Here is a 23,178-nt window from a genome sequence, read left to right as displayed (position 1 = left end):
ACTCATGCTATGCGTTACGGTTTTGATATTGGCGGCACAAAAATCGAAATGGCCGCCTATGATGCCCAGTTGAATCAGGTGCTGTGCCAGCGTGTCAGTACACCCACCGGCGACTATCGCGAGTTTCTCGCCTGTATCGCGCAGTTGGTCAGCCAGGCCGATCGCAGCCTGCACACCCAAGGCAGCATCGGCATTGGCTTGCCGGGGATCACCGACCCACGCAGCCGCAAGCAGTTGGCGGTAAACGTGCCCTGCCTGACGGGCCACTGCCTGGCGGACGATCTCACTCAAGAGCTGTCGCGACCGGTAGAGATTGAAAACGATTGCCGCTGTTTTGCACTTTCGGAGGCCAGCACGCCCCAGACCGAACGGTTGGAAGTGGTGTTTGGTGCCATCATCGGTACCGGCGCTGGCGGTGGGCTGGTGATGAACAAACGGCTCCACAAGGGCCGCAATGGGCTGGCTGGGGAATGGGGGCATACACCCATCTCGGCCCAGTTGGCTCAGCGTTACGATCTGCCGCTGTTTGTCTGCAACTGCGGCCTGACCGGCTGCTTTGAGCGTTATGTCTCCGGCAGCGGTCTGCTGGCCCTGAGCCAACACTTTGGCCATAGTGCCGCCAACGTCCCGGCCCTGATCGCCAGTTACCGTCAGGGCGATCCATTAGCGCAACACCTGATGGGGATCTACATCGATATCCTGGCCAGCGCGTTGGCCAGCCTGCAACTGTTGCTGGATGTGGACGCTTTCGTGTTAGGGGGCGGGCTTTCTAACGTAAGTGAACTCTATGCACAGTTGCCCGCCGCCATGTGCCGCTGGCTACTGCCAGGGACAGAACCGGCGATGGTTTATCCCCCGGTGTATGGCGACAGCAGTGGCGTACGCGGTGCGGCACTGTTGCGCCAAAGCTGGCAATAAAAAATATAAGGAAAGCTCACCCGCATTATTCATCGTGGGTAGCTTTCATCCACGGCGGAATTAATTGGCGCGGCAAAAGGGATATTAGCCGAATAAATAAGGCATTACCGGTTTTCAGTTTATTTCCATGCGGCTTTCGATTGATGACCAACCGAAAGATGCGGCAACAATAACCTGTTGAAATATAAGATTATATTTAAATTTTTCGATTGCGTTGCGCGGTTTCGTTTGCTGTAATTTGCAACGAAAGACTGAAAATACGCCTGTAACGATTGCTGTGGCCCCTATGCCACGGCCAGGGTTTGCTACGGGTAAATCAGGAGTCAGCTATTCATGATCAATACCGTTAAACGGCGAGAATTAATTATCGACCAGTTGTGTCGTGAAGGCACGGTGCGCGTGGAACAGTTGAGCAGCCAATTTGCCGTCTCTACCGTCACCATACGCAGCGATCTGCGCCATCTGGAAAAAAGTGGCTGTGCGGTACGGGCCTACGGCGGCGCGATGCTCAATAAACAGTTCGCCTTCGATCGCCCGCTCCAGGACAAGGGGCGCATCAACCGCGATGTGAAATTCGCCATTGCCTGTGCCGCCACCGCATTGGTGAACGACGGTGACGCGATCATTCTCGACTCGGGTTCCACCACTAGCCAGATGGCCACCCAGTTGGCCGGCAAGAAAGACCTGGTGGTGATGACCAACGCCTTGAATATCGCCTTCGAATTGGCCAGTAACGAACAGGTGGATTTGATGGTGGTCGGCGGCAGCGTGCGGCGCAAGTCCTGGTCGCTGTATGGCCCCGCTGCCGAGCAGCACATCCGCCAATATCGCTTTGATAAATTTTTCCTCGGCGTTGACGGCTTTGATTTGGTGGGCGGTATCACCACGCCAGATCCTGGTGAGGCCCAGCTTAACCGCGCCATGTGCGAAGTGGCCCGCGAAGTGATTGCGGTGGTTGACGCCAGTAAGTTTGGCCGCAGCAGCTTCTGCATGATCCGCGAGATCGGCCAGATCCACCGATTGGTGACCGACAGCCGCATTCCAGCCAATTACCTGCATGCGCTGCAAAACCTGGGGGTCCAGGTGATTATCGCCGACCACTAAATAGGCATCAACAGGCATTTATCAGGTATAAACCGATTGTTTTTTAAGGAGTTACCATCATGACAGGTTATTTTTCTTACGATGCGGACTGGCTGGAGCAACATCATGCGCTGCATACCGCCCGTGAGATTTGGCAGCAACCGGACCTTTGGGCGGCCTTGCACCAGCAGTTGGTCGCCCAACAGGAGCAATGCTCCGCTTTCCTGACGCCTCTGCTGCAAAACCCGCGCCTGCAGATTGTGCTGTGCGGTGCTGGCAGTTCAGCCTTTGCCGGCCGGGCCTTGGCCCCATGGCTGAGGGAAAAAACCGGCCGGGATGTTGCGGCCTATGGCACCACCGATATCGTCGCCAATCCGCAGCAGTTTCTCGACCCATCACGCCCGACATTGCTGGTCTCTTTCGCCCGTTCCGGCAATAGCCCCGAAAGCGTCGCCTCGGTAGCGCTGGCAGATCAACTGCTCCCCCAGTGCTATCACCTGATGCTGGTGTGCAACCCGGATAGCCAGTTGGCCAACTATGCCCACGGCCGTAAAAACGTCTGTGCCCTGGTGATGCCACAGGGTTCAAACGACCAGAGCTTTGCCATGACCTCCAGCTTCAGCTGCATGATGCTGAGCACCGCGCTGCTGTTAGGCCCCTATTCCCTGGACGCCGCCAAGCAACCACTGGCACAGATGATCGAGCGCTGTAGAGAACTGCGTAAATCGCTGCAATCCCAAGTAAAAACCCTGGCCAGCAGCGGCTTTAGCCGTTACATCGTGCTCGGCAGTAGCTGTTTCACCGGCCTGGCGGAGGAAGCCTCGCTGAAAGTGTTGGAACTGACCGCCGGGCAGATCGTCACCCGCTATGACTCGCCGCTAGGCCTGCGTCACGGCCCTAAATTTATGGTCGATCCACAGACGTTGGTACTGCTGATGCTCTCCAGCAACCGCTATACCGAGCGTTATGAGCAGGATCTGTGGGACGAACTCCAGCGTGACGGTTTGGCCAGGCAAATGGTTGGTCTTGGTAATTCGCCAACGGAGAAAACGGGCCAGTCCGATTTGCATCATGCCGACGACGATATCTGGCTGTTGTTCCCCTATCTGCTGTTTGCCCAAATGCTGGCGTTTGAAACCTCGCTGGCGCGCGGCCTGACGCCGGATAACCCCTGCCCAACCGGGGAAGTCAACCGCGTGGTAAAAGGCGTGACCATTTATCCCTACTCTGCTACCGAGCTGTGAGGAGCCGTTATGTACCTGATATCCAACCGTGAAATGCTGTTGAAAGCGCAAAGGCTGGGCTATGCCGTGCCAGCGTTCAACGTACACAATCTTGAAACGGTGCAGGTAGTGGCAGAAACCGCCGCTGAACTGCAATCCCCGGTGATCATCGCCGGGACCCCGGGCACCTTTAGCTATGCGGGTACCGACTATCTGGTGGGAATTTGCCGCTCGGCAGCCCAGCGCCATGACCTGCCGCTGGCGCTGCATCTAGACCATCACGAAGAACTCGAAGATATCGCCACCAAGGTCAGAGCCGGGATCCGCTCGGTGATGATCGATGGCTCGCACCTGCCTTTTGAGCAGAACATCGCGCTGGTTGCGCAGGCCGTCGCGTTATGCCATCGCTATGGGGCTAGCGTAGAGGCGGAACTAGGCCGCCTGGGTGGCCAGGAAGACGATCTGATTGTCGATGCCGCAGACGGTTTTTATACCGACCCAAAAGCCGCCCGCGAGTTTGTCGCGGCTACCGGGATCGACTCCCTAGCCGTCGCCATCGGTTCGGCTCATGGGCTGTACCACGGGGAGCCCAAGCTGGATTTTGACCGTCTGGCGCTGATCCGCGAACAGCTGGAGATCCCGTTGGTGCTGCACGGTGCCTCCGGTATCCCGGAAGCGATGGTCAAGCGAGCCATCTCGCTGGGGGTGTGTAAGGTGAACGTGGCTACCGAACTTAAAATCGCCTTTGCCGATGCGGTGAAGAGCTATTTCTCGCAACATCCCGAAGCCAACGATCCGCGCAAATACATCGTTCCGGGTAAATTGGCGATGAAAGAAGTGGTAGCAGAAAAGATCCGTATCTGTGGCAGCGCAGGGATGCTGTAACTCCAAAGCGTTAGATTAAGGGCCGCAGAATAACGATAAATATGCGGCCTTAACATTAATATCGCTATTTAAAGTCACACCCGTTATTATAAGCAGCATCAAAAGTAATAATACTCACATCGCCCCTAAATTCCCCCCACTATGATCTAAATCATGGTTTTACTGCCTGGCCATCCCTACTATTAAATTCAATTAACGAACGATTGCTGTTATTATTATTTACTCAATACATTATAGTCACGTTGGAAATTAAATCACCAGACAATGGAAGTTTGTTTTTTAGACAATAATCGACTTTTTTGTTAATGGATGGTTTTACTTTATGCTAATAGGAATAGCTTATGAAATCTATTATTACGGCTTTGGCCATGCTGGCAGCATTACCCGTTTCATCTCATTCAAAACAAGAGGTTAGCCACAACGCCATCTCCGGGAGCATCCAGTTTTCCGGCAAAATCAGCGCCCCAACCTGCGAGATTTCGCGCAATGATGGTCAATACATATCCAGTTGCTATCGTGAAACCGCCTTCAACACCAATGAATTTATCCAAATGCCATTGGATAATATGGGTTCGGAATTAATGGGAAAACCCATTCGTGAATCAGTGTTTAATGACCCTTCTCTACAACGAATTACGTTAATTTACAATTAATCCTAATCGACGGAATTATGTCATACAATTAGTCATCGAAAATGACTTTGTGTTTTTACTAACATTTTGGCGTTTCACCTCTCGGGGTATACCTACTTGGGTGTACCCTGTTTTTCCCTATAGCCCCCGCCCCATCAGCATGTCCGAAATCCGCCATCACATCCGGCTCTTTCATGTAATAATCGCCCTATCAAACGCAAGGAGTGAACAACATGCTGACCTTTTTTATTGATCGTATGCCGACGCCGGTCGGTGAACTGGTGTTGATCGGCGATGAGCAAGGACGGATGCGCGCGCTGGACTGGACCGATCACGAGGCACGCCTGATGAAGCTGCTCAACAGCCATTATCGAGCCTCTCCCTTCGTGATACAGGAGCAAGCCAACCCCGGCGGCCTGACGGAAGTGATGCAGCGCTATTTTGCTGGCGAGTTGGCAGTCATCGACACTGTGCCGGTGATGACTGCGGGCACCGAGTTCCAACGCACCGTTTGGCAGCAACTCCGGCAAATTCCCTGTGGGGAGATCATCACCTACGGGGAATTGGCCAAGCGCATTGGCAGGCCAACCGCATCACGCGCAGTTGGCATGGCTAACGGCACTAACCCAATCAGTATCGTAGTGCCCTGCCACCGAGTGATCGGCTCTCAGGGAGCGCTGACCGGTTACGCCGGAGGGGTCCAGCGCAAACAATGGCTGCTGAAACATGAAGGTTTCCTGCCCCAGGATCTGATTTAATCGGCCAGCAGCGCCAACGCGCTTTCCTCATCCGTCACCAGGCCGTTGATCCAGCGGCCTAGTAAGGCCGCACGAATGGCCTGATGTTTTTCCGCACCACCTGCCAGAGCAATCACCGGTTTTTCCGGCCGTTGGTGCAGATTAACGCTGGTTAGCCGCCGATCGAGTTCGCTGGCCACCCGCTGGCCCTGCGGATCGATAAAATGGCCGAGCATTTCTGCCACTGCGTTAGACTCACAAAGACGATCGACATCTTCTGCGGTGATAAACCCATCCTTGTGCAGTGGGCAGTGGTATTCGATGGTGCCAATGCCAATAAAGGTCACATCGGCCTGGCTGGCCTTGTCGTTCACCGTGCGGTAAATGCGGTGGTTGCACCACAGGGCGCGATCCTGTTCGCTATCGGCAAACAGCGGTGCGGGCAGGATAAAGTAGCGGCCCTGGGTTTTCTCTGCCATCCACAGCGGTACGTCATAGCGGGTACAGGAGCCATCAGCCGCGATCGCCCCGATCAGCGAAACGCAGCTATGCTGTGGCCGCTCCAATTCCGGCAGCTCATCGATCGCCGCCTTCAGGCTGCGGCCTGAACCCACCCCAATGTTCAATGGCTGTTCACTACGCAAAAACTGCGCCATCACTTCAGCCCCGGCTACCGCCACTGCGCGGTTTATTCCGGCACTCTCCATTCCCTGACTGGGCACCACCTGGCACAGCGTTAAGCCATAGCGTGCGCTAAGACGGGCCGATAATTCCATGCAGCGCCCTACCGGGTGGGAAATGTTGACGCTGATCAGACCGCTGTCGATCGCCAATGCCACCAGCCGCTGTGCAACCTGGCGCGATACGCCCAACGCCTCGGCAATTTCATTCTGAGTCTGTCCGGCCACGTAATACATCCAGGCGGCGCGCGCCGCCTGATCCAGCTTCTTATCGTGTTTGACCATGTTGTTTCACCCGCTACCCCTGATGGCGTCATTTTACCGGCATTCCACCTGCCCGCAGAGGCCGATTTGCACATTTGTGAGCTAAAGCCCATTTAAAGGGCAAAAGTTTATTTAATCTATCGCTATCAATGGAGCAAATGCCCAATGTAAGGGCGGATGCCCTAAAATAACCTTTAGTGGAGAACGTTATGAGCAAACCAGTGAACTCTTCCCAGGCCATTTGGCTGCATATTGGCGCCGGATCTTTCCATCGTGCTCATCAGGCCTGGTATCTACATCGCCTGATTGCAGCGGGCGATAGCCGCTGGTCGATTGCGCTTGCCAACATTCGCGATGACGCCACGCCGTTACTGGATACGCTGGCTGAGCAACAAGGCCAATACGTGCTGGAAACCGTCACCCCACAGGGCGTTCGCCAGTACGAAACCATTACCTCCATCAGCAAGGTCATTCCCTGGGATAACGAACTGGCTGCGTTGACAGCGCAAGGGGCCAAACCAGAAACCCGAGTCATTTCCTTCACCGTTACCGAAGGTGGTTATTATCTGGATAACCAGTTCAATCTGGATCGCGCTAACGCCGATATTCAGGCCGATCTGCTGGGCGCCTGCCGCACCATTTACGGCACCATGGCACAGCTCTTGGCACGCAGAAAGCAGCTTAATGGTGACCCTGTCACGTTATTGAACTGCGATAACCTGCGCCATAACGGTGAACGCTTCCGTCACGGCCTGATGCAGTTCCTGCAACTGCGTAAAGAACCAGAGCTGATCGCCTGGATCGATAGCCACACCCGCTGCCCCAACACCATGGTTGATCGCATCACACCACGGCCAGCGCCGGAGGTTGCCGAGCGCGTTGCCGAAGCCACCGGCTTCCAGGATCGTGCGCCTGTAATGGGGGAAGCCTTTATCCAATGGGTGATCGAAGATGATTTCATCAACGGGCGGCCAGCGTTGGAGAACGTCGGCGTCGAAATGGTTGAATCCGTGCTGCCCTATGAAGAAGCCAAGATCCGCATCCTCAACGCCAGCCATAGCTGCATTGCCTGGGCTGGTACGCTGATTGGCCAAAGCTTTATTCATGAAAGCACCGGCACCCCGGCCATCCACCAGTTGGCTTATGATTATGTGACCCAGGACGTGATCCCTTCCCTGACGCCGAGCCCGCTCGACTTGGCCGCCTACCGTGACGTGGTTCTGGAACGCTTTAGCAACCCCTATATTCGCGATACCAACCAGCGCGTTGCCGCCGACGGTTTTTCCAAAATCCCCGGTTTCATTACCCCAACGCTGCAAGAGTGTTATCAGCGCGGCCAGGAGCCGAAAGCCACGGCCATGCTGCCTGCCCTGTTCTTTGTCTTTATGCAGCGCTGGCACCAAGGCCAACTGCCTTATGAATATCAGGACGGTATTCTGGACGCCGCCGCTGTCCACCAGATGTTCGCAGCGGCCGATCCGGTGGCGGTATTTGCCTCAGATGAGAAATTGTTCAGCACCTTGGCCCACAGCCGTGCCTTTAGCCAACTGCTGCGCCAATCCATCGATCGGGTTAATCACTGGCTGGCGCAATAAAGGGAGCGAACCATGTATCTAGGACTGGATTTAGGCACCTCAGAAATCAAAGCCGTGGTGATTGATGACAACGGCACCCTGATCGCCAGCGCCGGTGAGCCGCTGGAAGTACAGCGTCCGCATCCCCACTGGGCAGAGCAGGACCCGGCCGATTGGTGGCGAGCAACGCAGGCGGTAGTGAGCCGTTTGCGCGCCAAAATTCCGCAACAGTGGCCGCAGATCCGCTCGCTGGGGCTTTCCGGTCAAATGCACGGAGCGGTGCTGCTCAACCGTGATAATCAGGTTTTGCGCCCGGCGATTTTATGGAATGACACTCGCAGCGCCGAACAATGCAAGCAGTTGACGCAGAACGCACCGGAGTTGCATGACATTGCCGGTAACCTGGCGATGCCGGGATTCACCGCGCCCAAGCTGTTATGGGTTGCCAGGCATGAACCGGAAATCTTCTCGCAAATATCCACCGTGCTGCTGCCCAAGGACTTCCTGCGCTGGATGATGAGTGGCGACAAGGTTTCGGATATGTCGGACGCGGCTGGCACGCTGTGGCTCGACGTGGGCAAGCGGGATTGGTCAGATTCCTTGCTCGCTGCCTGTGGCCTCAACCGCGATCAGATGCCGCGTCTGGTAGAAGGCAGCGAAGTCTCCGGCCAGTTGAAAGGCGATATTGCGCGCTCCTGGGGCCTTGCTGACAATATTATCATTGCCGGTGGCGGTGGAGATAACGCAGCCAGCGCGGTGGGCATTGGCGCGGTTAATCCAGGCGATGCATTTATCTCGCTGGGGACCTCCGGCGTGCTGTTCGCCGTGAACGATCGCTTCCGCCCCAATCCACAATCCGCCGTCCATGCGTTTTGCCATGCCTTGCCTGAGCGCTGGCATCAGATGAGCGTGATGCTTACTGCCGCCAGTGCCCTGCGCTGGTTCTGCCAACTGGTGGGCAGCAATGAACCCACGCTGTTGGCCGAAATCGCCCAGATGAACCTGGCGGAACAGCGCTTGGCCCCGGTATTTTTACCCTACCTGTCCGGTGAACGGACGCCACACAACGATCCGCTGGCGACCGGCGCGTTCCACGGTCTGACACACAGCCATCAGCGTGCATCAATGGGCTATGCGGTGCTGGAAGGCGTGGCATTCGGTATGGCGGACGGCCTGGACGTTCTTTCGCAAGCCGGAACTCGGCTGGAACAATGTTCACTGATTGGCGGTGGCGCTCGCAGCGAACATTGGGCGCAACTGATGGCCGACGTGCTCGATCTGCCGGTGGTCACCCATCTTGGCGGTGAAGCCGGCGGCGCTTTGGGCGCGGCGCGGTTGGGATGGCTGGCGGCGGGTGGAACGGTGGAGCAGGTTTGCCACAAACCCGCCATCGATCGGCGCTTCCTGCCGGACGGCGAACGCCAACCTCTGCTCGCGGAACGTCTGGCCACCTACCGTCAGCTCTATCAACAACAAATGGCCCTGCGCCGGGCATGATCCCGGCGCGGTAAAAAATAATAAGACTGTACCCTTACACCTATCCTGGAGTTTGTTATGCCACAAACACATAAACACTGGTTCGGCCTACCGATGAACCTGTTCTGGGGCTACATCGCCATTGCCATTTTCATGAGCGGCGACGGCTTTGAGATGGCCTTTCTGTCTAAACACATCACCGATATGGGGTTCACACCGGCACAGTCGGCGCTGGTGTTTACCGTGTATGGTCTGGCAGCGGCGCTGGCGGCCTGGAGCTCCGGCGTGGTGGCCGAAATCATCACGCCACAAAAAGCCATGCGCATCGGCTTTATCCTGTGGCTGGTAATGCACGTGCTGTTTATGCTGTTTGGCTTGGGGATGCGTAACTACCCGTTGATGTTGCTGTTTTACGGCATTCGTGGCCTGGCCTATCCGCTGTTTATCTATTCGTTTGTGATGTTGGTGGTACAGAACGTCCCTAAACAGCAGCTCTCTTCCGCGATGGGCTGGTTCTGGGCTATGTACTCGATCGGCATCGGCTGTGTCGGCAGCTATCTGCCCAGCTTTACCATTCCGTTGATGGGCGAAACCGGCACTCTGTGGTTTGCCATTGTCTGGGTGGCTGCCGGTGGCTTGATGGCGATGTTCCTGCTGCGCAACGTGGGTGAAGCCAGCCCCAAGGCCGACCTTTCACCGCAGGAGAAACTCAAAGAGCTTTCCCGCGCGGTGACTATCCTGTTCACCAACCGCAATATCTTCCTCTCCTGCCTGATCCGCATCATCAACACGCTGTCGTTGTTTGGCTTTGCGGTGATTATGCCGATGCTGTACGTAGGCCGGCTGGGCTTTAGCATGTCCGAGTGGCTGCAAATTTGGGCGGTGTTCTTCTTTGTCACCATCTTCACCAACATTATGTGGGGCATTCTGGGGGAGAAAATCGGTTGGCTGCGCCAGGTGCGCTGGTTTGGCTGCATCGGTTGCGCCATCTCCAGCCTGGCGTTTTACTACCTGCCGGTGCATTTTGGCCATAACTTCTGGATCGCGCTGGTGCCCGCAGTGATGCTTGGGATCACCGTTGCGGCCTTCGTCCCTATGACCGCAGTGTTTCCGGTACTGGAACCCAACCACAAAGGTGCAGCTATATCGATCTATAACCTTTCCGCTGGCCTGAGCAACTTCGCGGCCCCGGCCATCGCTTCTATAGTGCTGCCCTTCTTTGATATCGAAGGCGTAGTGTGGGTGTATACCGGTTTGTATCTGGTGGCGGCGGTGTTGACGCTGATCGTCAAAGTCGACCAGCCAGGACATAACAACGTCCCGCGCTATGTTCCGGCTAATGATGCTTTGGCTAAAAATAGCGCCTGACTTTAAAGCTGGGCGCAGCATGCTGCGCCCGTTCGCTCCTGCACAGTACGGTCATCACTGGCGGGCTCATTCACCGCACGGATTTGTGTAAAAATATTTACTCGTTAACCTACGTTACCATCACGGATGAAAGCTATCTGCCCACCCATACCCCTACAATCGATAAGACTAATCGCAGAAAGCCGATGATAATGCGAGATTTATTCGTTTTTCATATGGTTTTAGTCAATATCAGCCAGCCTTTTCCGAAGTCAATAAATCACTAAACATCAGTATGCTACGGAATGATGAGCAATAGACCTGTTTAAAAATCACACAAAATGTCGCCATTGTTGTTCTTGCTGTACTTATCACCTGCCGCAAAAGATGTTAAAATTGACTCATATCAATTATTGCGTGAGCTTAATCTATGATCCCGGAAAAACGCGTGATTCGTCGTATCCAGTCTGGTGGTTGTGCGATCCATTGCCAAGACTGTAGCATCAGCCAATTGTGTATTCCTTTTACGCTGAATACGCATGAGCTGGACCAACTCGACAACATCATCGAGAGGAAAAAGCCGATCCAGAAAGGCCAAACGCTGTTTAAAGCCGGTGACGAACTGAAATCACTGTACGCCATCCGCTCCGGGACCATCAAAAGCTACACCATCACCGAACAGGGTGACGAACAAATTACCGGCTTCCACCTGGCGGGCGATCTGGTGGGCTTTGACGCCATCGGTGGCCTGAAGCACCCAAGCTTCGCTCAGGCGCTGGAAACCTCCATGGTCTGTGAAATCCCGTTTGAAACGCTGGACGATCTCTCGGGCAAAATGCCTAATCTGCGCCAGCAAATCATGCGTTTGATGAGCGGTGAGATCAAAGGCGACCAGGATATGATCCTGCTGCTGTCGAAGAAGAACGCCGAAGAGCGCCTGGCCGCTTTCGTCTATAACCTGTCGCACCGCTTTGCCGAACGTGGCTTCTCACCGCGTGAGTTCCGTTTGACCATGACCCGTGGCGATATCGGCAACTATCTGGGCCTGACGGTGGAAACCATCAGCCGCCTGTTGGGGCGTTTCCAGAAAAGCGAAATCCTCAGCGTGAAAGGCAAATACATCACCATCGAAAACGCAGACGCCCTGTCACAACTGGCGGGTGCCGCACGCATCAACGTCTCCGTAAGCGCCTGATCCCCTACTGGGCCAATAATTCGCTGAAATTGTTGGCCCAGCCCCCCTCTGCCGCTGTTCTGTTTTTCAATGTTGGGTTACTCTGTATGTGAACAGACTGTTGATCTACAGCTGTAAGGAGGCCCTATGGCGAAGTATCAGAATCTACTGGTGGCTATTGACCCCAATCAGGACGATCAACCGGCGCTGCGCCGGGCAGTTTACCTGATCAAGCGGAACGGCGGGCGGATTAAGGCCTTCCTTCCTATCTATGATTTCTCTTACGAAATGACCACCCTGCTTTCCCCTGACGAAAGAACGGCGATGCGGCAAGGGGTGATTAGCCAACGGGCGGCGTGGATTAAAGAGCAATGCCGCTTCTATCTTGAAGACGGTGTCCCCATTGAAATCAAAGTGGTGTGGCACAATCGTCCCTATGAGGCGATCATTCAGGAAGTGCTGAGCGGCAAGCACGATTTACTGTTGAAAATGGCCCATCAGCACGACAGGCTGGAATCGGTGATTTTCACCCCGACGGACTGGCATCTGCTGCGCAAATGCCCTTGCCCGGTGTGGATGGTGAAAGACCAACCCTGGCCTGAAGGGGGTAAAGCGCTGGTGGCGGTCAACCTCTCCAGCGAAGAGCCTTATCATGACCCACTCAATATCCGGCTGGTGCAAGAAACGCTCGAACTGGCGCAAAACGTCGATCAAACCGAAGTACACCTGGTGGGTGCCTACCCGGTTACTCCGATCAATATCGCCATCGAACTGCCCGATTTTGACCCCAGCATCTATAACGATGCAATCCGCGGGCAGCACCTGATCGCCATGAAGGCGTTAAGGCAAAAATTCCACATCAACGAAGAGTTCACCCACGTGGAGAAAGGCCTGCCGGAGGAGGTGATCCCGGATTTGGCCGAGCATTTGCAAGCGGGCGTGGTGGTGTTAGGTAGCTTGGGCCGCACCGGTATTTCTGCCGCGTTTATCGGCAATACCGCGGAACAGGTGATCGACCATCTGAAATGTGACCTGCTGGTGCTCAAGCCGGATGACTTCGACTGCCCGATCGTGATGGATGAAGACGACGAGCACGACGATGAGGATTGATTTCGGTGCGTTATAAAACAAACAGGGCCCAATCGGGCCCTGTTTAACTTTCTGGGGTAGGAAATTAAAGCTCTACCACATCGAAACGTACGTCTGGATTAACGTCCGCGTCATAGTCCACTTCTTCCAGACCAAAACCGAACAGGCGCAGGAACTCCTGCTTGTAGCCGGTGTAATCGGTCAGTTCACTCAGGTTTTCCGAAGTGATTGACGGCCACAGATCGCGGCAGGCCTGCTGCACATCATCACGCAGTTCCCAGTCATCCATACGGATACGGGCATGATCGTCCAGCGGCATCTCTTCGCCGTACAGACGGGTGTGCATCAAACGGGAAACCTGTTCCATGCAGCCTTCGTGAATGCCCTTCTCTTTCATGATCTTGAAGGCCATGGAGATATACAGCGGCATTACCGGAATGGCCGAAGAAGCTTGAGTGACCACGGACTTCAGCACGGCAACGTGTGCGGTGCCGCCCTTGGCAGCCAGATCGCCACGAATAGCGGTAGCTGCGCGATCCAAATCTTCTTTGGCGCGGCCCAGCGTACCGTGCCAGTAGATTGGCCAGGTCAGGTCGGTACCGATATACGAGTAAGCAACGGACTTGGCACCTTCGGCCAGCACGCCCGCTTCTTCCAAAGCCGACATCCACAGTTCCCAATCCTGGCCGCCCATCACGGTGATGGTGTTCTGGATCTCTTCTTCGCTCGCCGGTTCAACCGTAGCGGTGATGATTTGGTCTTTGTTGGTGTCGATAGCGGTGGTGGTATAAACCTCACCGATTGGCTTCAGTGCGGAACGCACTACTTCGCCGGTATCTGGCATTTTACGCACCGGCGAAGCCAGTGAGTAAACCACCAAATCAATTTGGCCCAGGTCAGCTTTGATCAGCTCAATCACCTTGGCACGGCATTCGTTGGAGAAGGCATCGCCATTAACGCTTTTCGCGTACAGGCCAGCTTCTTTAGCGGCTTTATCGAAAGCGGCCGAGTTGTACCAGCCAGCGGTGGCGGTTTTGCTTTCGCTGCCCGCTTTCTCGAAGAATACGCCAATGGTGGCGGCGTCGCTGCCAAAAGCGGTGGCAATACGGGAAGCCAGACCATAACCGGTAGATGCACCGATCACCAGCACACGTTTAGGGCCATTGGCAATCTTGCCCTGTGCCTTGGTGTAGGCAATCTGACGACGAACATTGGCTTCACAACCGACCGGATGAGTGGTGGTGCAGATAAAGCCGCGAACCTTAGGTTTGATAATCATATGGGTCTAGGATCCGTTAAAGGGATGAAATCGGGACATAAGATAACTCATTGTGTCCCTTTTTTGTGATCTGATGTGTTAGATTGCACAAATGTTGCGCAAATCTTGTTAAATTAAGCACAAATTCCGTCAGGGATCTGCCTTGTTTAGCAAAATCACTCCTGCGTCACAAACCCCAATTCCTGAGAGATGCGCCGCGTGGTCTCCAGCAGCGGTTTCATCAACGACTCTACGCCAACCTGTTGCAGCTTGGCCGTAGGCAGCGAAACCGAAACGGAATAAGGCACCCGTTGCTGAATATCGAACACCGGGGCAGCAATACAGGACACGCCCAGCTCGTTTTCTTCGCGATCCATCGCCACGCCCTGCTTGCGGATATCCGCCAACTCCTCATACATCTTCGGCAATTCGGTAATGGTATTACGCGTCAGTACCTGGATCTCCTGCTGATGGGTTTGCCAATAGTGATCCGGATAGTCGCTCTTGCCATAGGCCATAAAAATTTTACCCATCGCCGAACAGTACAGCGGCATATGCTGGCCGATATAGGCACGGGTACGCATCATGCCGGTGGTCGGTTCCAACTTGTAGATCAGGATCACATGATCGTCTTCCCGGCTGGAGAAGTTGACCGTTTCCCCCACTTCCAGGTTCAACTGCTCCAAATGCGGCGCAGCCACGTGGATGATGTTCAATGAGGAAAGCGCCTTTTGACCAATAGAAATAAATTTGGTGGTCAGGCGGTAACTGCCTGGGGAAGGCGCCTGCGTGACATAGCCACTGGTATGCAGCCCTTGTAACAGGCGGTGCACGGTGCTTTTGTTCATCTCGGCCAGCTCGGACAGGTGCGCCAGCGGGCAACCATTAGGGAAATTGCTCAATATTTCAATCAGCTGCAAACCACGAAACAGGCTTTGGCTGCCCAGGGGTTTGTCTTTTTTGTCATCTTTTTCGTCAACAGCTTTCAGGCTCATAGCGAAGTCTCTCCATTGTTGAGCCGCCAGCCGTTGCCACGGCGTAAGAAGCGGACCTACAGGGGGAGAATGTTACTCCAAGGGCCGCATCAGGTGAAGTTGGAACGCCGTATCATTTTCAGTAGTGAGGTTAAAACCCGCAACATTCCGGCAACCTTATAAGTGAGTTGTGCGTCACAAATTGACAAAATTAAAAATAATCCGTTGTTTATTAAGGAAAATTAAAACCGTCCCGGCTTTGCTTTAGCTCGACGTTAGGCATATCATTTTTGAAATCTGATTTCGCATATTGAAATTTAAGGTTGATTAAAACAGCAGGACTTCATTTATTGGCATCGCGCTGATGGCGCGAACCGACACAGGGGCGCATCACATGACTCAAGGCAATGCGGATCAACCCATTCTTACGCTCAGCCATATCGTCAAGCGTTTTGGCGGCAACATCGCGGTTAACGACGTCAGCCTGCAGGTGATGCCCGGCGAAGTGCTGGCGCTGCTAGGGGAAAACGGCGCGGGTAAATCCACGTTGATCAAAGTCCTGGCTGGAGTGTATCCCCGCGATGGCGGCGATATCCACTTTCAAGGTAACAGCATTGCCTCGGCGGCGGCGATTAAAAGTGATAGCCGCCAGCCGATTGCCTTTATCCATCAGGATCTGGGCCTGATTGAATGGATGACGGTTGCGGAAAACATGGCGCTGGTGATGGGGTTTCCCCGCCGTTTCGGGCTGATCGACTGGCGAGCCATTCGCCGCCGTGCGCTGGAAGCCTTGCAGGATGTGGGGATTGCCCTGGACCCAGACGCACGTGTATTTGAGCTTTCCCGCACGGAAAAGTCATTGCTGGCCATTGCCAGGGCGGTGGCGGTGAATGCCGAACTGCTGGTGCTGGATGAACCTACCGCTTCCCTACCCGCCAACGACGTACGCCACCTGTTTGCGGTGATCAACCGGCTGCGTGCCAAAAAGGTCGGCATGATTTACGTCACCCATCGCCTGGATGAAGTGATTGAAATTGCCGATCGGGTTTGCGTGATGCGTGACGGGCGCTACGTTGCCGGGGGCAATACCGCCGATTATTCCCTGCGCGATCTGGTGCAGATGATCGTGGGTGAAGCGATGGCGGAAGATCAGCGTGAACCGCTGCCGCAGCACCAGCCGCCGATATTGCAACTGCATAACATCACCGTCGGGGATATCGGCCCGGTCAGCTTTGAATTGCAGCCGGGTGAAATGCTCGCTCTTGCCGGGCTACGCGGCGCTGGCCAGGAGGAGATTGGCCGCCTGCTGTTTGGCCTGCGCCAACGGGACAGCGGAGAAATCCAGTTTCGCGATAAACCTTACTCAGCCACCACGCCGCAGCAGGCTATGGCCTGTGGAGTGTCGCTTGTCGCTGGCGATCGCACCGGCGAAAGCCTGGTGATGTCGATGAGCGTACGGGAAAACCTGTTTATCAACCCCTGCGCCAGCGGCCATAAGCTGTTCTCGCGCTATAGCCGCCGAGCCGAAATCGGTGCCAGTTGGTGGAAGGTGCAGCTGTTCGACGTGCGGCCCAAAGACGTCAATATCGATATCAGCGCCCTGTCCGGCGGCAATCAGCAAAAAGTGGTGATGGCCCGCTGGATGCATCTTGCGGCACCGTTGCTGATCCTGGAAGACCCTACTGCCGGGGTTGACGTGGGCGCCCGCGCCGAAATCTATCATCTGTTAAATAAATCCCTGGCAGCCGGCGTGGCGGTATTGGTGATCTCCAACGATTTTGAAGAGATCGCGCATATCTGTAACCGCGCCCTGGTGTTTAACCGGGGGAAAGTGGTGGGCGAATTGAAGAACCAACAAGTCTCGTTCGCTAATTTATTGGAGCTGGCCTCGGCCAGCGCCGGGGAAGCCGTTGTGGAGGAATACCATGTCGAATAAAACGTCCGTCAAATCAACGGCGCTGGAACAGCGCGTCAGCCTGGGACAGGACGGCGTTGGCCCATGGTTGATGCAAATCATTACCCGTTATGGCCTGCTGCTGCTGTGTATTGCGTTGGTGATCGTCTTCTCGCTCACCACGCCGTCGTTCGCCTCGATGCTGACGGTACAGGCGATCCTCTCCAGCAAGGCCAAGATCGCCCTGCTGGCGCTGGCGGCCACCATTCCGATGATCGTCGGCAAGATCGACCTGAACGTCGGTTTCGGTATCGTGCTGTGGCACATTCTGGCGATCACCTTACAGGTGGAATATGGCTTCTCCTGGCAGATGGCGGTGCTGACCGTGTTGGTCATTTCCGCGCTGTACGGCCTGCTTAACGGCATCCTGGTAGCGCTGGCGGATATCGACAGCTTCGTGGCCACCCTGGGTTCAGGCACCGTGCTGTATGCGCTGGCGCTATGGCACTCCGGCGGGCGGCAGATTGTCGGCGACCTGCCCGACGCCTTTATCGCCCTGCATCACACCGAAATCGCCGGGATCCCGATTGTGGCCTTCTATGTGCTGATCGTCGCCGTCATCCTGTGGCTGATCACCGAACATACCCCGCTGGGCCGGTGCATGTATGCGGTAGGCGGCAATCCGGCTGCGGCGCGGCTCAACGGTATTTCGGTCAATCGCTTCACCATTGGCGCCTTTATCGCCTCGAGCGTGCTCACCGGTTTTAGCGGCGTGCTGATCGCTGCTGAACAGGGGGTGGGCCAGGCCAGCGTCGGGATGGATTACCTGTTACCCGCCTTGGTGGGGGCATTTCTCGGCAGTACCACCATTCGTCCAGGCCGAGTGAACGTCTGGGGCACCGTGGTCGGCATTGCCATTCTGGCGATCGGCATCGCGGGGATCCAGCAGTTTGGTGGGGAGTTCTGGGTCGAACCGTTATTCAACGGCGCGACGCTGCTGCTGTCCATCACGCTGGCGGGCTATGCCCAACGCCGTCGGTTACTTAATCAGAAAGCAGTACAACGCAGTCAGGCGGCATCTGCCGACAACAACAACCAAAAAGCGATCAATCCTTAATCAGGAGCACAGCCATGAAACATTGTTGGATTTTGCCCGGGATCACCACTCTGCTGTTGGCCACCTCACCGGCCTGGGCAGATGCCTATCTCGATCAGGCCACGGCGGCGGTAGCCAAAGCCACTGCCAGCAGTACCCAATGGGATGGCCCTACCAGCGGGCCGCAATTGCAGGCGAACAAGAAAATCATCTTTATTGCCTCTGACATGAAAAACGGCGGCGTGCAAGGAGTGCAACAAGGGCTGAGCGAAGCAGCCAAGGTGGCGGGCTGGCAGTTGGAAACGCTGGACGGCGGTGGATCCGTGAAGGATCAACTGTCGTCGCTGAATCAGGCCATTGCCCAAAAGCCGGACGGGATCGTGATCGGCGGCTGGAACCCTAACGTGGCTAAAATCCCGCTGAAAAAGGCGGTGGCTCAGGGGATCGTTCTGACGGCCTGGCACGCGGTGCCGGAGCCCGGCCCCATCGCCAAATACGATGTGTTCTATAACGTCACTTCCGATTCCAATGAGGTAGCGCGCATCGCCGCACAGTACGCGGTCGTGAAATCCGGTGGGCAGGCCAGCGTGCTGATCTTTACCGATTCGCTGTACCAAATCGCGCTGGACAAGGCCAACGTAATGAAAGAAGAAGTGGCCAAATGCAGCGGCTGTAAGCTGGTGGAGTTTATCGACACCCCGCTGGCAGACACCGCCAGCCGCATGCCAGCCATGACCTTCAGCCTGTTGCAGAAATACGGTGACAAGTTCCAGTACGCGCTGGCAATCAACGATTTGTATTTCGATTTTATGGCTCCGGCGCTGAAAACTGCCGGTAAAGGCGGCAGCAATGCGCTGTTTAATATCTCGGCCGGTGACGGCTCCATTTCTGCCTATCAACGCATTCGTTCCGGTGACAGCCAGTCGGCCACCGTGCCCGAGCCGCTGAAACTGCACGGCTGGCAGTTGCTGGATGAGTTTAACCGTGCCTTCGCCAAGCAGGCACCTTCCGGTTACGTGACTCCGGCCCATCTGGTCACCCGCGAGAACATCGCCAATGACGGTGGCCCAAATAACATGTATGACCCACAAAATGACTATCAGGGGCATTACAAAACGATTTGGGGTGTGAAGTAATCAGGAGACTGAGATGATCGAACAACGACTGGAACGTTTGTGTTCCCCCGCCGTTTGGGCCGAAGGCCCGGTATGGCTACCACAGCAGGATGCGGTGGTATTCAGCGATGTAAAAGGCAACCGCATGTTCCGCTGGGCCCGTAATGGCGAGCTCAGCGTATGGCGAGCGGCATCCAACTATGCCAACGGTAACGCCCGTGATGCCGAGGGGCGTGTCATCAGCTGTGAACATGGGCGACGGGGTATCAGCCGCACCGAGCACGACGGCAGTGTACAACTGCTGGTCGACCGGGTGGACGGCAAACGCTTCAACTCACCAAACGACATCGTGGTGCGCTCCGACGGCACATTATGGTTTACCGATCCGCCGTACGGCATCATCGGCGATGAAGAGGGCTACAAGTCCGAAAGCCAGGTGATCGGCTGCTATCTGTATTGCTTCGATCCCCGTGATGGCTCGCTGAACATTGCCGCCAGCGATCTGCAGCGGCCCAACGGCCTGGCCTTCTCTCCGGATGAAAGCCTGCTGTACGTGGCGGATATGTCGATTATTGACTTCCCTACTCTTGGACGTCGCGAACTGCGGGTGTATCAGGTGGAAGGACGGGAGTTGAAGGCTGGCAGGCATTTTGCCCAGGTCGCACCGGGGATCCCGGACGGCTTCTGCCTGGATAGCGCCGGTAATCTGTTTTGCAGTTGTGCCGATGGCGTGATTATCTTTAATCCTCAAGGGGAACAAATTGGCAAAATCCCGGTGCCGGAGTGCGTTTCCAACTGTACCTTCGGCGGGCCGGAAGGCAATGAGCTCTACATTACCGCCACCACATCGCTGTACCGCATTGTCCTGAATACCCACGGGTAATCATGGGCTGGTCATCACGCAGGGGGAGTTCACCTCTCCCTGCTTTGTCACGTCTGTAGCACGTCAGTACCCTCAAACTGTGTTGCCGATCACATAATCACCAGGTTAATTTAACTGACTGTTTTTCAATAAAAATTTACTTCACTCTGGCTTTGACTTCATCCCGACAGGGGTATAGCATTTATTTGAAATGCAATTTCGCATATTGAAATTAAAAGAACATAAAACACGCAGTTCACCATAAGGGAGAAGCAGTATGAGAGTGAGCTATACCGAGTTAAAACAGCAATTCAAACGCGTGTTGCTGGCACGGGGAGTGGCGGAAACCACGGCAGATGAGTGTGCTACTCTGTTTGCGGATACCACCGAAAGCGGCGTCTATTCCCACGGGGTCAACCGCTTCCCACGCTTCATTCAGCAGTTGGACGCAGGTGATATCGTGCCTGACGCCGAACCGAGCAAGCTACTGTCGTTAGGCGCCATCGAACAATGGGATGCCCATCAGGGCATTGGCAACCTCACCGCCCGTAAGATGATGGATCGTGCCATGCTATTGGCGGATCAACACGGAATTGGCCTGGTGGCGTTGCGTAATGCCAACCACTGGATGCGTGGTGGAGGTTACGGTTGGCAAGCTGCAGAACAAGGCTATATCGGCATTTGCTGGACTAACTCGATCGCCGTCATGCCGCCTTGGGGGGCTAAAGAGTGCCGTATCGGCACTAACCCGTTGATCGTCGCCGTGCCAAGTAACCCGATCACCATGGTAGATATGTCGATGTCGATGTTCTCCTACGGCGCGCTGGAAATGAATCGCCTGGCGGGCAAAAAACTGGCGGTAGACGGCGGATTCGATAACGACGGCAACCTGACGCGCGATCCGGCCACCATTGAGGAAAATCGGCGTATCTTGCCAATGGGCTATTGGAAGGGGTCTGCGCTGTCGATAGTGCTGGATATGATCGCTACCCTGCTCTCTGGCGGTTCATCAGTCGCAGAAGTTACCGAAGATATCCGTGATGAATACGGCATTTCGCAGGTGTTTATCGCCATTGAGATCGACCGCCTGATCGACGGCAAAACCCGTGATGAAAAGCTGCAGCGCATAATGGATTACGTTACCAGCGCCGAGCGTGATAACCCAGAAGTCGCCATTCGCTTGCCAGGCCACCGCTTCCCGCACGTCCGCGCCGAAAATCAACGCGATGGCATCCCGGTAGACGATCGCGTCTGGGCCCGCATTCAGGCACTTTAAGGAGCTGTTTATGATCTTCGGCCATATTGCCCATACGGCAGCAGAACACTACCCCCCGGCGATTGCCAAAGCCGTGGCCTATTTGCAGAACACCGACTTTACCATTCTGTCTGCCGGGCGTTATGAGGATCCGCAAACCGGTTATGTAGTGCAGGTGCTGGATCTTCACACGCAACATAAAGATGAGTTGCGCCCTGAAGTACACCGTAAAAATATCGACGTGCAGTTCCTGGTAAGCGGCACTGAATTAATAGGCGTTGCGGCAGACAGAGGAAATAACGTTATTCATCAGGAATTATTAGCGCAGCGTGACATTATTTTCTATCAGGACGTAGAAGACGAATCCTGGTTAACCATGCAGCCCGGTAATTTTGCGGTATTTTATCCGCAGGATGTCCATCGCCCTGCCTGTATTAATCAAACGTCCTGCGATATCAGAAAGGTGGTAGTGAAAATACCGATAACATTACTTTCCAGCACGATGAATTAAAGACTATCTCATAACGTGAATTTAGCCGTTTCATTGATTGCGATAATATCAGGTGAAAAATATGGAAAACACAACGCCGGGCTTTATTATTGGTGCTTATCCTTGCGCCCCTTCATTTCATCAGCTCGAACGTGAGAAGGAAGTTCAATTCTGGGATCGGCTGGCTGAACTGCCGCTGATCCGTGGGCTGGAGCAGCCTTGCCTGGACGAACTGCATCCTTATGGTGACGATTTCTTGCTTAAGCAGATCCCCAGCCACTGGCAACTGGTGCTTACAGCAGTAATGGGGACCATGCAACGACGCGGCAGCGGGCGGGATTTTGGCCTCGCCGCCCGTAATGAGGAGGAGCGCCAGGCAGCGGTGGATTATATCCGTTCAATACATGACAAAGTTAAGCGCACCAACGATCGCGCCGGTCGCCAACAGGTGGTAGCCCTGGAGCTTCAATCGGCCCCCAACCTGCTGGAAAAAGACAGTGCCGCGGCGCGGCAGGCCTTCATTGCCTCATTGGAAGACATTGCCGGTTGGCACTGGGAATGCGATTTGGTGATTGAGCACTGCGATGCACTGACCGGGCCCAAGCCACGCAAGGGTTTCCTGACGCTGGAAGATGAGATCATCGCGGCACAGGCGATTAACCGCCACTTTGGCGATACGCTAACCCTGGCCATCAACTGGGGCCGCTCTGCTATTGAGGGGCATAATGACCTCCTGCCTTTACAACAGGTGAAACAGTGTCAACAGGCAGGGTTATTGAGCGCCCTGATGTTCTCCGGCACCGCCAGCCACGGTGCTTATGGCGAATGGGAGGATACGCATGCGCCCTTTGCCCCATTCGATGGGAGCCATTATGTTTGCCATGAATCCTTAATGACGCTGGACAGTGCTCGGCAATTATTTAATCAGGCTCCGTTGGCAGAATTAAACTATGCCGGTATCAAATTACTGTCCACCTCGGCACAAGAAAGTATTGAACAACGGATCGCTATTATCAAGGATGGTATCAACGCCTTGGCGTTAAGCAGCGGCCTAATTACGACACCAATAAGATAGAACATCACATAATACCCATAAAACGGTAAACAATAATACGGATTTATTCCGAGCCCCTACATATGCGAAGGTATCAA

Annotated in this window: 21 protein-coding genes; 18 read left to right on the top strand and 3 right to left on the bottom strand. The window is 55.0% G+C overall.

The features are described 5' to 3' along the window. The first annotated feature begins 9 nt into the window (after positions 1-9). From ACMV5H_RS20015 to ogt, 6 genes are all read left to right on the top strand, one after another. Positions 10-918, top strand: coding sequence for an ROK family protein (locus ACMV5H_RS20015; protein WP_021806476.1), 909 nt, complete (start codon positions 10-12; stop codon positions 916-918). A 333-nt stretch (positions 919-1,251) separates the two neighbouring features. Then, positions 1,252-2,022: a transcriptional repressor AgaR gene (gene agaR, locus ACMV5H_RS20010; protein ID WP_179245826.1), complete on the top strand. Its 771-nt coding sequence runs from the start codon at positions 1,252-1,254 to the stop codon at positions 2,020-2,022. A 59-nt stretch (positions 2,023-2,081) separates the two neighbouring features. Then, positions 2,082-3,245 carry an SIS domain-containing protein gene (locus ACMV5H_RS20005; protein WP_414822338.1) on the top strand — a complete coding sequence of 388 codons (1,164 nt, stop codon included), beginning with the start codon at positions 2,082-2,084 and terminating at the stop codon, positions 3,243-3,245. Between the two features lie 9 nt (positions 3,246-3,254). Then, entirely contained in the window at positions 3,255-4,109 is an 855-nt protein-coding gene (locus ACMV5H_RS20000; protein WP_414822337.1) for a tagatose bisphosphate family class II aldolase, read from the top strand. Between the two features lie 341 nt (positions 4,110-4,450). Further along, complete coding sequence (locus ACMV5H_RS19995; protein WP_414822336.1) at positions 4,451-4,762, top strand: hypothetical protein; 312 nt, start codon at positions 4,451-4,453, stop codon at positions 4,760-4,762. Positions 4,763-4,974: 212 nt separating this feature from the next. Next, entirely contained in the window at positions 4,975-5,499 is a 525-nt protein-coding gene (gene ogt, locus ACMV5H_RS19990) for a methylated-DNA--[protein]-cysteine S-methyltransferase (protein WP_021806480.1), read from the top strand. Here ogt and ACMV5H_RS19985 read toward each other — a convergent pair. After that, the gene (locus ACMV5H_RS19985; protein ID WP_021177886.1) at positions 5,496-6,443 is read right to left on the bottom strand and encodes a sugar-binding transcriptional regulator; all 948 of its coding nucleotides are present in this window, start codon (positions 6,441-6,443) and stop codon (positions 5,496-5,498) included. The two genes, ogt and ACMV5H_RS19985, sit on opposite strands and share 4 nt — an antisense overlap. A gap of 188 nt (positions 6,444-6,631) precedes the next feature. Here ACMV5H_RS19985 and dalD point away from each other — a divergent pair, with 188 nt between their 5' ends. The 5 genes from dalD (at position 6,632) to uspE (ending at position 13,103) form a co-directional block, all read left to right on the top strand. After that, positions 6,632-8,017, top strand: coding sequence for a D-arabinitol 4-dehydrogenase (gene dalD, locus ACMV5H_RS19980; RefSeq protein ID WP_179247511.1), 1,386 nt, complete (start codon positions 6,632-6,634; stop codon positions 8,015-8,017). 12 nt (positions 8,018-8,029) lie between these two features. Further along, positions 8,030-9,493, top strand: a complete 1,464-nt coding sequence (gene xylB, locus ACMV5H_RS19975) for a xylulokinase (RefSeq protein ID WP_179247512.1) — start codon at positions 8,030-8,032, stop codon at positions 9,491-9,493. Positions 9,494-9,550: 57 nt separating this feature from the next. Beyond that, entirely contained in the window at positions 9,551-10,840 is a 1,290-nt protein-coding gene (locus ACMV5H_RS19970; protein WP_186629223.1) for an MFS transporter, read from the top strand. Positions 10,841-11,249: 409 nt separating this feature from the next. Continuing rightward, the gene (locus ACMV5H_RS19965; RefSeq protein WP_021177882.1) at positions 11,250-12,014 is read left to right on the top strand and encodes an FNR family transcription factor; all 765 of its coding nucleotides are present in this window, start codon (positions 11,250-11,252) and stop codon (positions 12,012-12,014) included. 126 nt (positions 12,015-12,140) lie between these two features. Further along, positions 12,141-13,103: a universal stress protein UspE gene (uspE, locus tag ACMV5H_RS19960; RefSeq protein WP_021806484.1), complete on the top strand. Its 963-nt coding sequence runs from the start codon at positions 12,141-12,143 to the stop codon at positions 13,101-13,103. A gap of 64 nt (positions 13,104-13,167) precedes the next feature. Here uspE and fabV read toward each other — a convergent pair whose 3' ends face one another. Both fabV and ACMV5H_RS19950 read right to left on the bottom strand, forming a co-directional pair. After that, positions 13,168-14,361, bottom strand: a complete 1,194-nt coding sequence (gene fabV / locus ACMV5H_RS19955; protein WP_021177880.1) for an enoyl-ACP reductase FabV — start codon at positions 14,359-14,361, stop codon at positions 13,168-13,170. A 155-nt stretch (positions 14,362-14,516) separates the two neighbouring features. Next, positions 14,517-15,335 (bottom strand): IclR family transcriptional regulator, encoded by an 819-nt coding sequence (locus ACMV5H_RS19950; RefSeq protein ID WP_021806485.1) that lies wholly within the window; start codon positions 15,333-15,335, stop codon positions 14,517-14,519. 373 nt (positions 15,336-15,708) lie between these two features. On the opposite strand from ACMV5H_RS19950, the gene ACMV5H_RS19945 reads away from it, so the two are divergent. The 7 genes from ACMV5H_RS19945 to ACMV5H_RS19915 all read left to right on the top strand — a co-directional run bounded on the left by ACMV5H_RS19945 (position 15,709) and on the right by ACMV5H_RS19915 (position 23,101). Then, on the top strand, positions 15,709-17,250 hold the full coding sequence (locus ACMV5H_RS19945) for a sugar ABC transporter ATP-binding protein (protein WP_115158914.1): 1,542 nt from the start codon (positions 15,709-15,711) through the stop codon (positions 17,248-17,250). Further along, the gene (locus tag ACMV5H_RS19940; protein ID WP_059200894.1) at positions 17,240-18,325 is read left to right on the top strand and encodes an ABC transporter permease; all 1,086 of its coding nucleotides are present in this window, start codon (positions 17,240-17,242) and stop codon (positions 18,323-18,325) included. Before ACMV5H_RS19945 ends, ACMV5H_RS19940 begins: the two co-directional genes overlap by 11 nt. A 14-nt stretch (positions 18,326-18,339) precedes the next feature. Beyond that, on the top strand, positions 18,340-19,440 hold the full coding sequence (locus ACMV5H_RS19935) for a substrate-binding domain-containing protein (RefSeq protein ID WP_414822335.1): 1,101 nt from the start codon (positions 18,340-18,342) through the stop codon (positions 19,438-19,440). 13 nt (positions 19,441-19,453) lie between these two features. Then, the gene (locus ACMV5H_RS19930) at positions 19,454-20,302 is read left to right on the top strand and encodes an SMP-30/gluconolactonase/LRE family protein (RefSeq protein ID WP_059200895.1); all 849 of its coding nucleotides are present in this window, start codon (positions 19,454-19,456) and stop codon (positions 20,300-20,302) included. A gap of 256 nt (positions 20,303-20,558) precedes the next feature. Next, the gene (gene yiaK, locus ACMV5H_RS19925; protein ID WP_414822334.1) at positions 20,559-21,557 is read left to right on the top strand and encodes a 3-dehydro-L-gulonate 2-dehydrogenase; all 999 of its coding nucleotides are present in this window, start codon (positions 20,559-20,561) and stop codon (positions 21,555-21,557) included. Between the two features lie 10 nt (positions 21,558-21,567). Next, positions 21,568-22,047 carry a YhcH/YjgK/YiaL family protein gene (locus ACMV5H_RS19920; protein ID WP_059200897.1) on the top strand — a complete coding sequence of 160 codons (480 nt, stop codon included), beginning with the start codon at positions 21,568-21,570 and terminating at the stop codon, positions 22,045-22,047. Between the two features lie 61 nt (positions 22,048-22,108). After that, entirely contained in the window at positions 22,109-23,101 is a 993-nt protein-coding gene (locus ACMV5H_RS19915) for a DUF4862 family protein (protein WP_179251631.1), read from the top strand. Positions 23,102-23,178: the final 77 nt, after the last annotated feature.

The organism is Serratia sp. N21D137, assembly GCF_047530005.1.
Lineage (GTDB): Bacteria > Pseudomonadota > Gammaproteobacteria > Enterobacterales > Enterobacteriaceae > Chania > Chania fonticola_B.
Note: the sequence above shows the minus strand (reverse complement) of the source record. Positions and strands in the feature narration are given on the sequence as shown.

Excerpts from the sequence above, each read along its gene's own strand:
- ACMV5H_RS19930 (WP_059200895.1), top strand. The coding sequence starts at position 19,454 with ATGATCGAACAACGACTGGAACGTTTGTGTTCCCCCGCCGTTTGGGCC.
- ACMV5H_RS19935 (WP_414822335.1), top strand. The coding sequence starts at position 18,340 with ATGAAACATTGTTGGATTTTGCCCGGGATCACCACTCTGCTGTTGGCC.
- ACMV5H_RS19985 (WP_021177886.1), bottom strand. The coding sequence starts at position 6,443 with ATGGTCAAACACGATAAGAAGCTGGATCAGGCGGCGCGCGCCGCCTGG.
- ACMV5H_RS19950 (WP_021806485.1), bottom strand. The coding sequence starts at position 15,335 with ATGAGCCTGAAAGCTGTTGACGAAAAAGATGACAAAAAAGACAAACCC.
- ACMV5H_RS20005 (WP_414822338.1), top strand. The coding sequence starts at position 2,082 with ATGACAGGTTATTTTTCTTACGATGCGGACTGGCTGGAGCAACATCAT.
- ACMV5H_RS19945 (WP_115158914.1), top strand. The coding sequence starts at position 15,709 with ATGACTCAAGGCAATGCGGATCAACCCATTCTTACGCTCAGCCATATC.
- ACMV5H_RS19970 (WP_186629223.1), top strand. The coding sequence starts at position 9,551 with ATGCCACAAACACATAAACACTGGTTCGGCCTACCGATGAACCTGTTC.
- dalD (WP_179247511.1), top strand. The coding sequence starts at position 6,632 with ATGAGCAAACCAGTGAACTCTTCCCAGGCCATTTGGCTGCATATTGGC.
- ACMV5H_RS19940 (WP_059200894.1), top strand. The coding sequence starts at position 17,240 with ATGTCGAATAAAACGTCCGTCAAATCAACGGCGCTGGAACAGCGCGTC.
- fabV (WP_021177880.1), bottom strand. The coding sequence starts at position 14,361 with ATGATTATCAAACCTAAGGTTCGCGGCTTTATCTGCACCACCACTCAT.
- yiaK (WP_414822334.1), top strand. The coding sequence starts at position 20,559 with ATGAGAGTGAGCTATACCGAGTTAAAACAGCAATTCAAACGCGTGTTG.
- ogt (WP_021806480.1), top strand. The coding sequence starts at position 4,975 with ATGCTGACCTTTTTTATTGATCGTATGCCGACGCCGGTCGGTGAACTG.
- xylB (WP_179247512.1), top strand. The coding sequence starts at position 8,030 with ATGTATCTAGGACTGGATTTAGGCACCTCAGAAATCAAAGCCGTGGTG.
- uspE (WP_021806484.1), top strand. The coding sequence starts at position 12,141 with ATGGCGAAGTATCAGAATCTACTGGTGGCTATTGACCCCAATCAGGAC.
- ACMV5H_RS19965 (WP_021177882.1), top strand. The coding sequence starts at position 11,250 with ATGATCCCGGAAAAACGCGTGATTCGTCGTATCCAGTCTGGTGGTTGT.
- ACMV5H_RS19915 (WP_179251631.1), top strand. The coding sequence starts at position 22,109 with ATGGAAAACACAACGCCGGGCTTTATTATTGGTGCTTATCCTTGCGCC.
- ACMV5H_RS20000 (WP_414822337.1), top strand. The coding sequence starts at position 3,255 with ATGTACCTGATATCCAACCGTGAAATGCTGTTGAAAGCGCAAAGGCTG.
- ACMV5H_RS19995 (WP_414822336.1), top strand. The coding sequence starts at position 4,451 with ATGAAATCTATTATTACGGCTTTGGCCATGCTGGCAGCATTACCCGTT.
- ACMV5H_RS20015 (WP_021806476.1), top strand. The coding sequence starts at position 10 with ATGCGTTACGGTTTTGATATTGGCGGCACAAAAATCGAAATGGCCGCC.
- ACMV5H_RS19920 (WP_059200897.1), top strand. The coding sequence starts at position 21,568 with ATGATCTTCGGCCATATTGCCCATACGGCAGCAGAACACTACCCCCCG.
- agaR (WP_179245826.1), top strand. The coding sequence starts at position 1,252 with ATGATCAATACCGTTAAACGGCGAGAATTAATTATCGACCAGTTGTGT.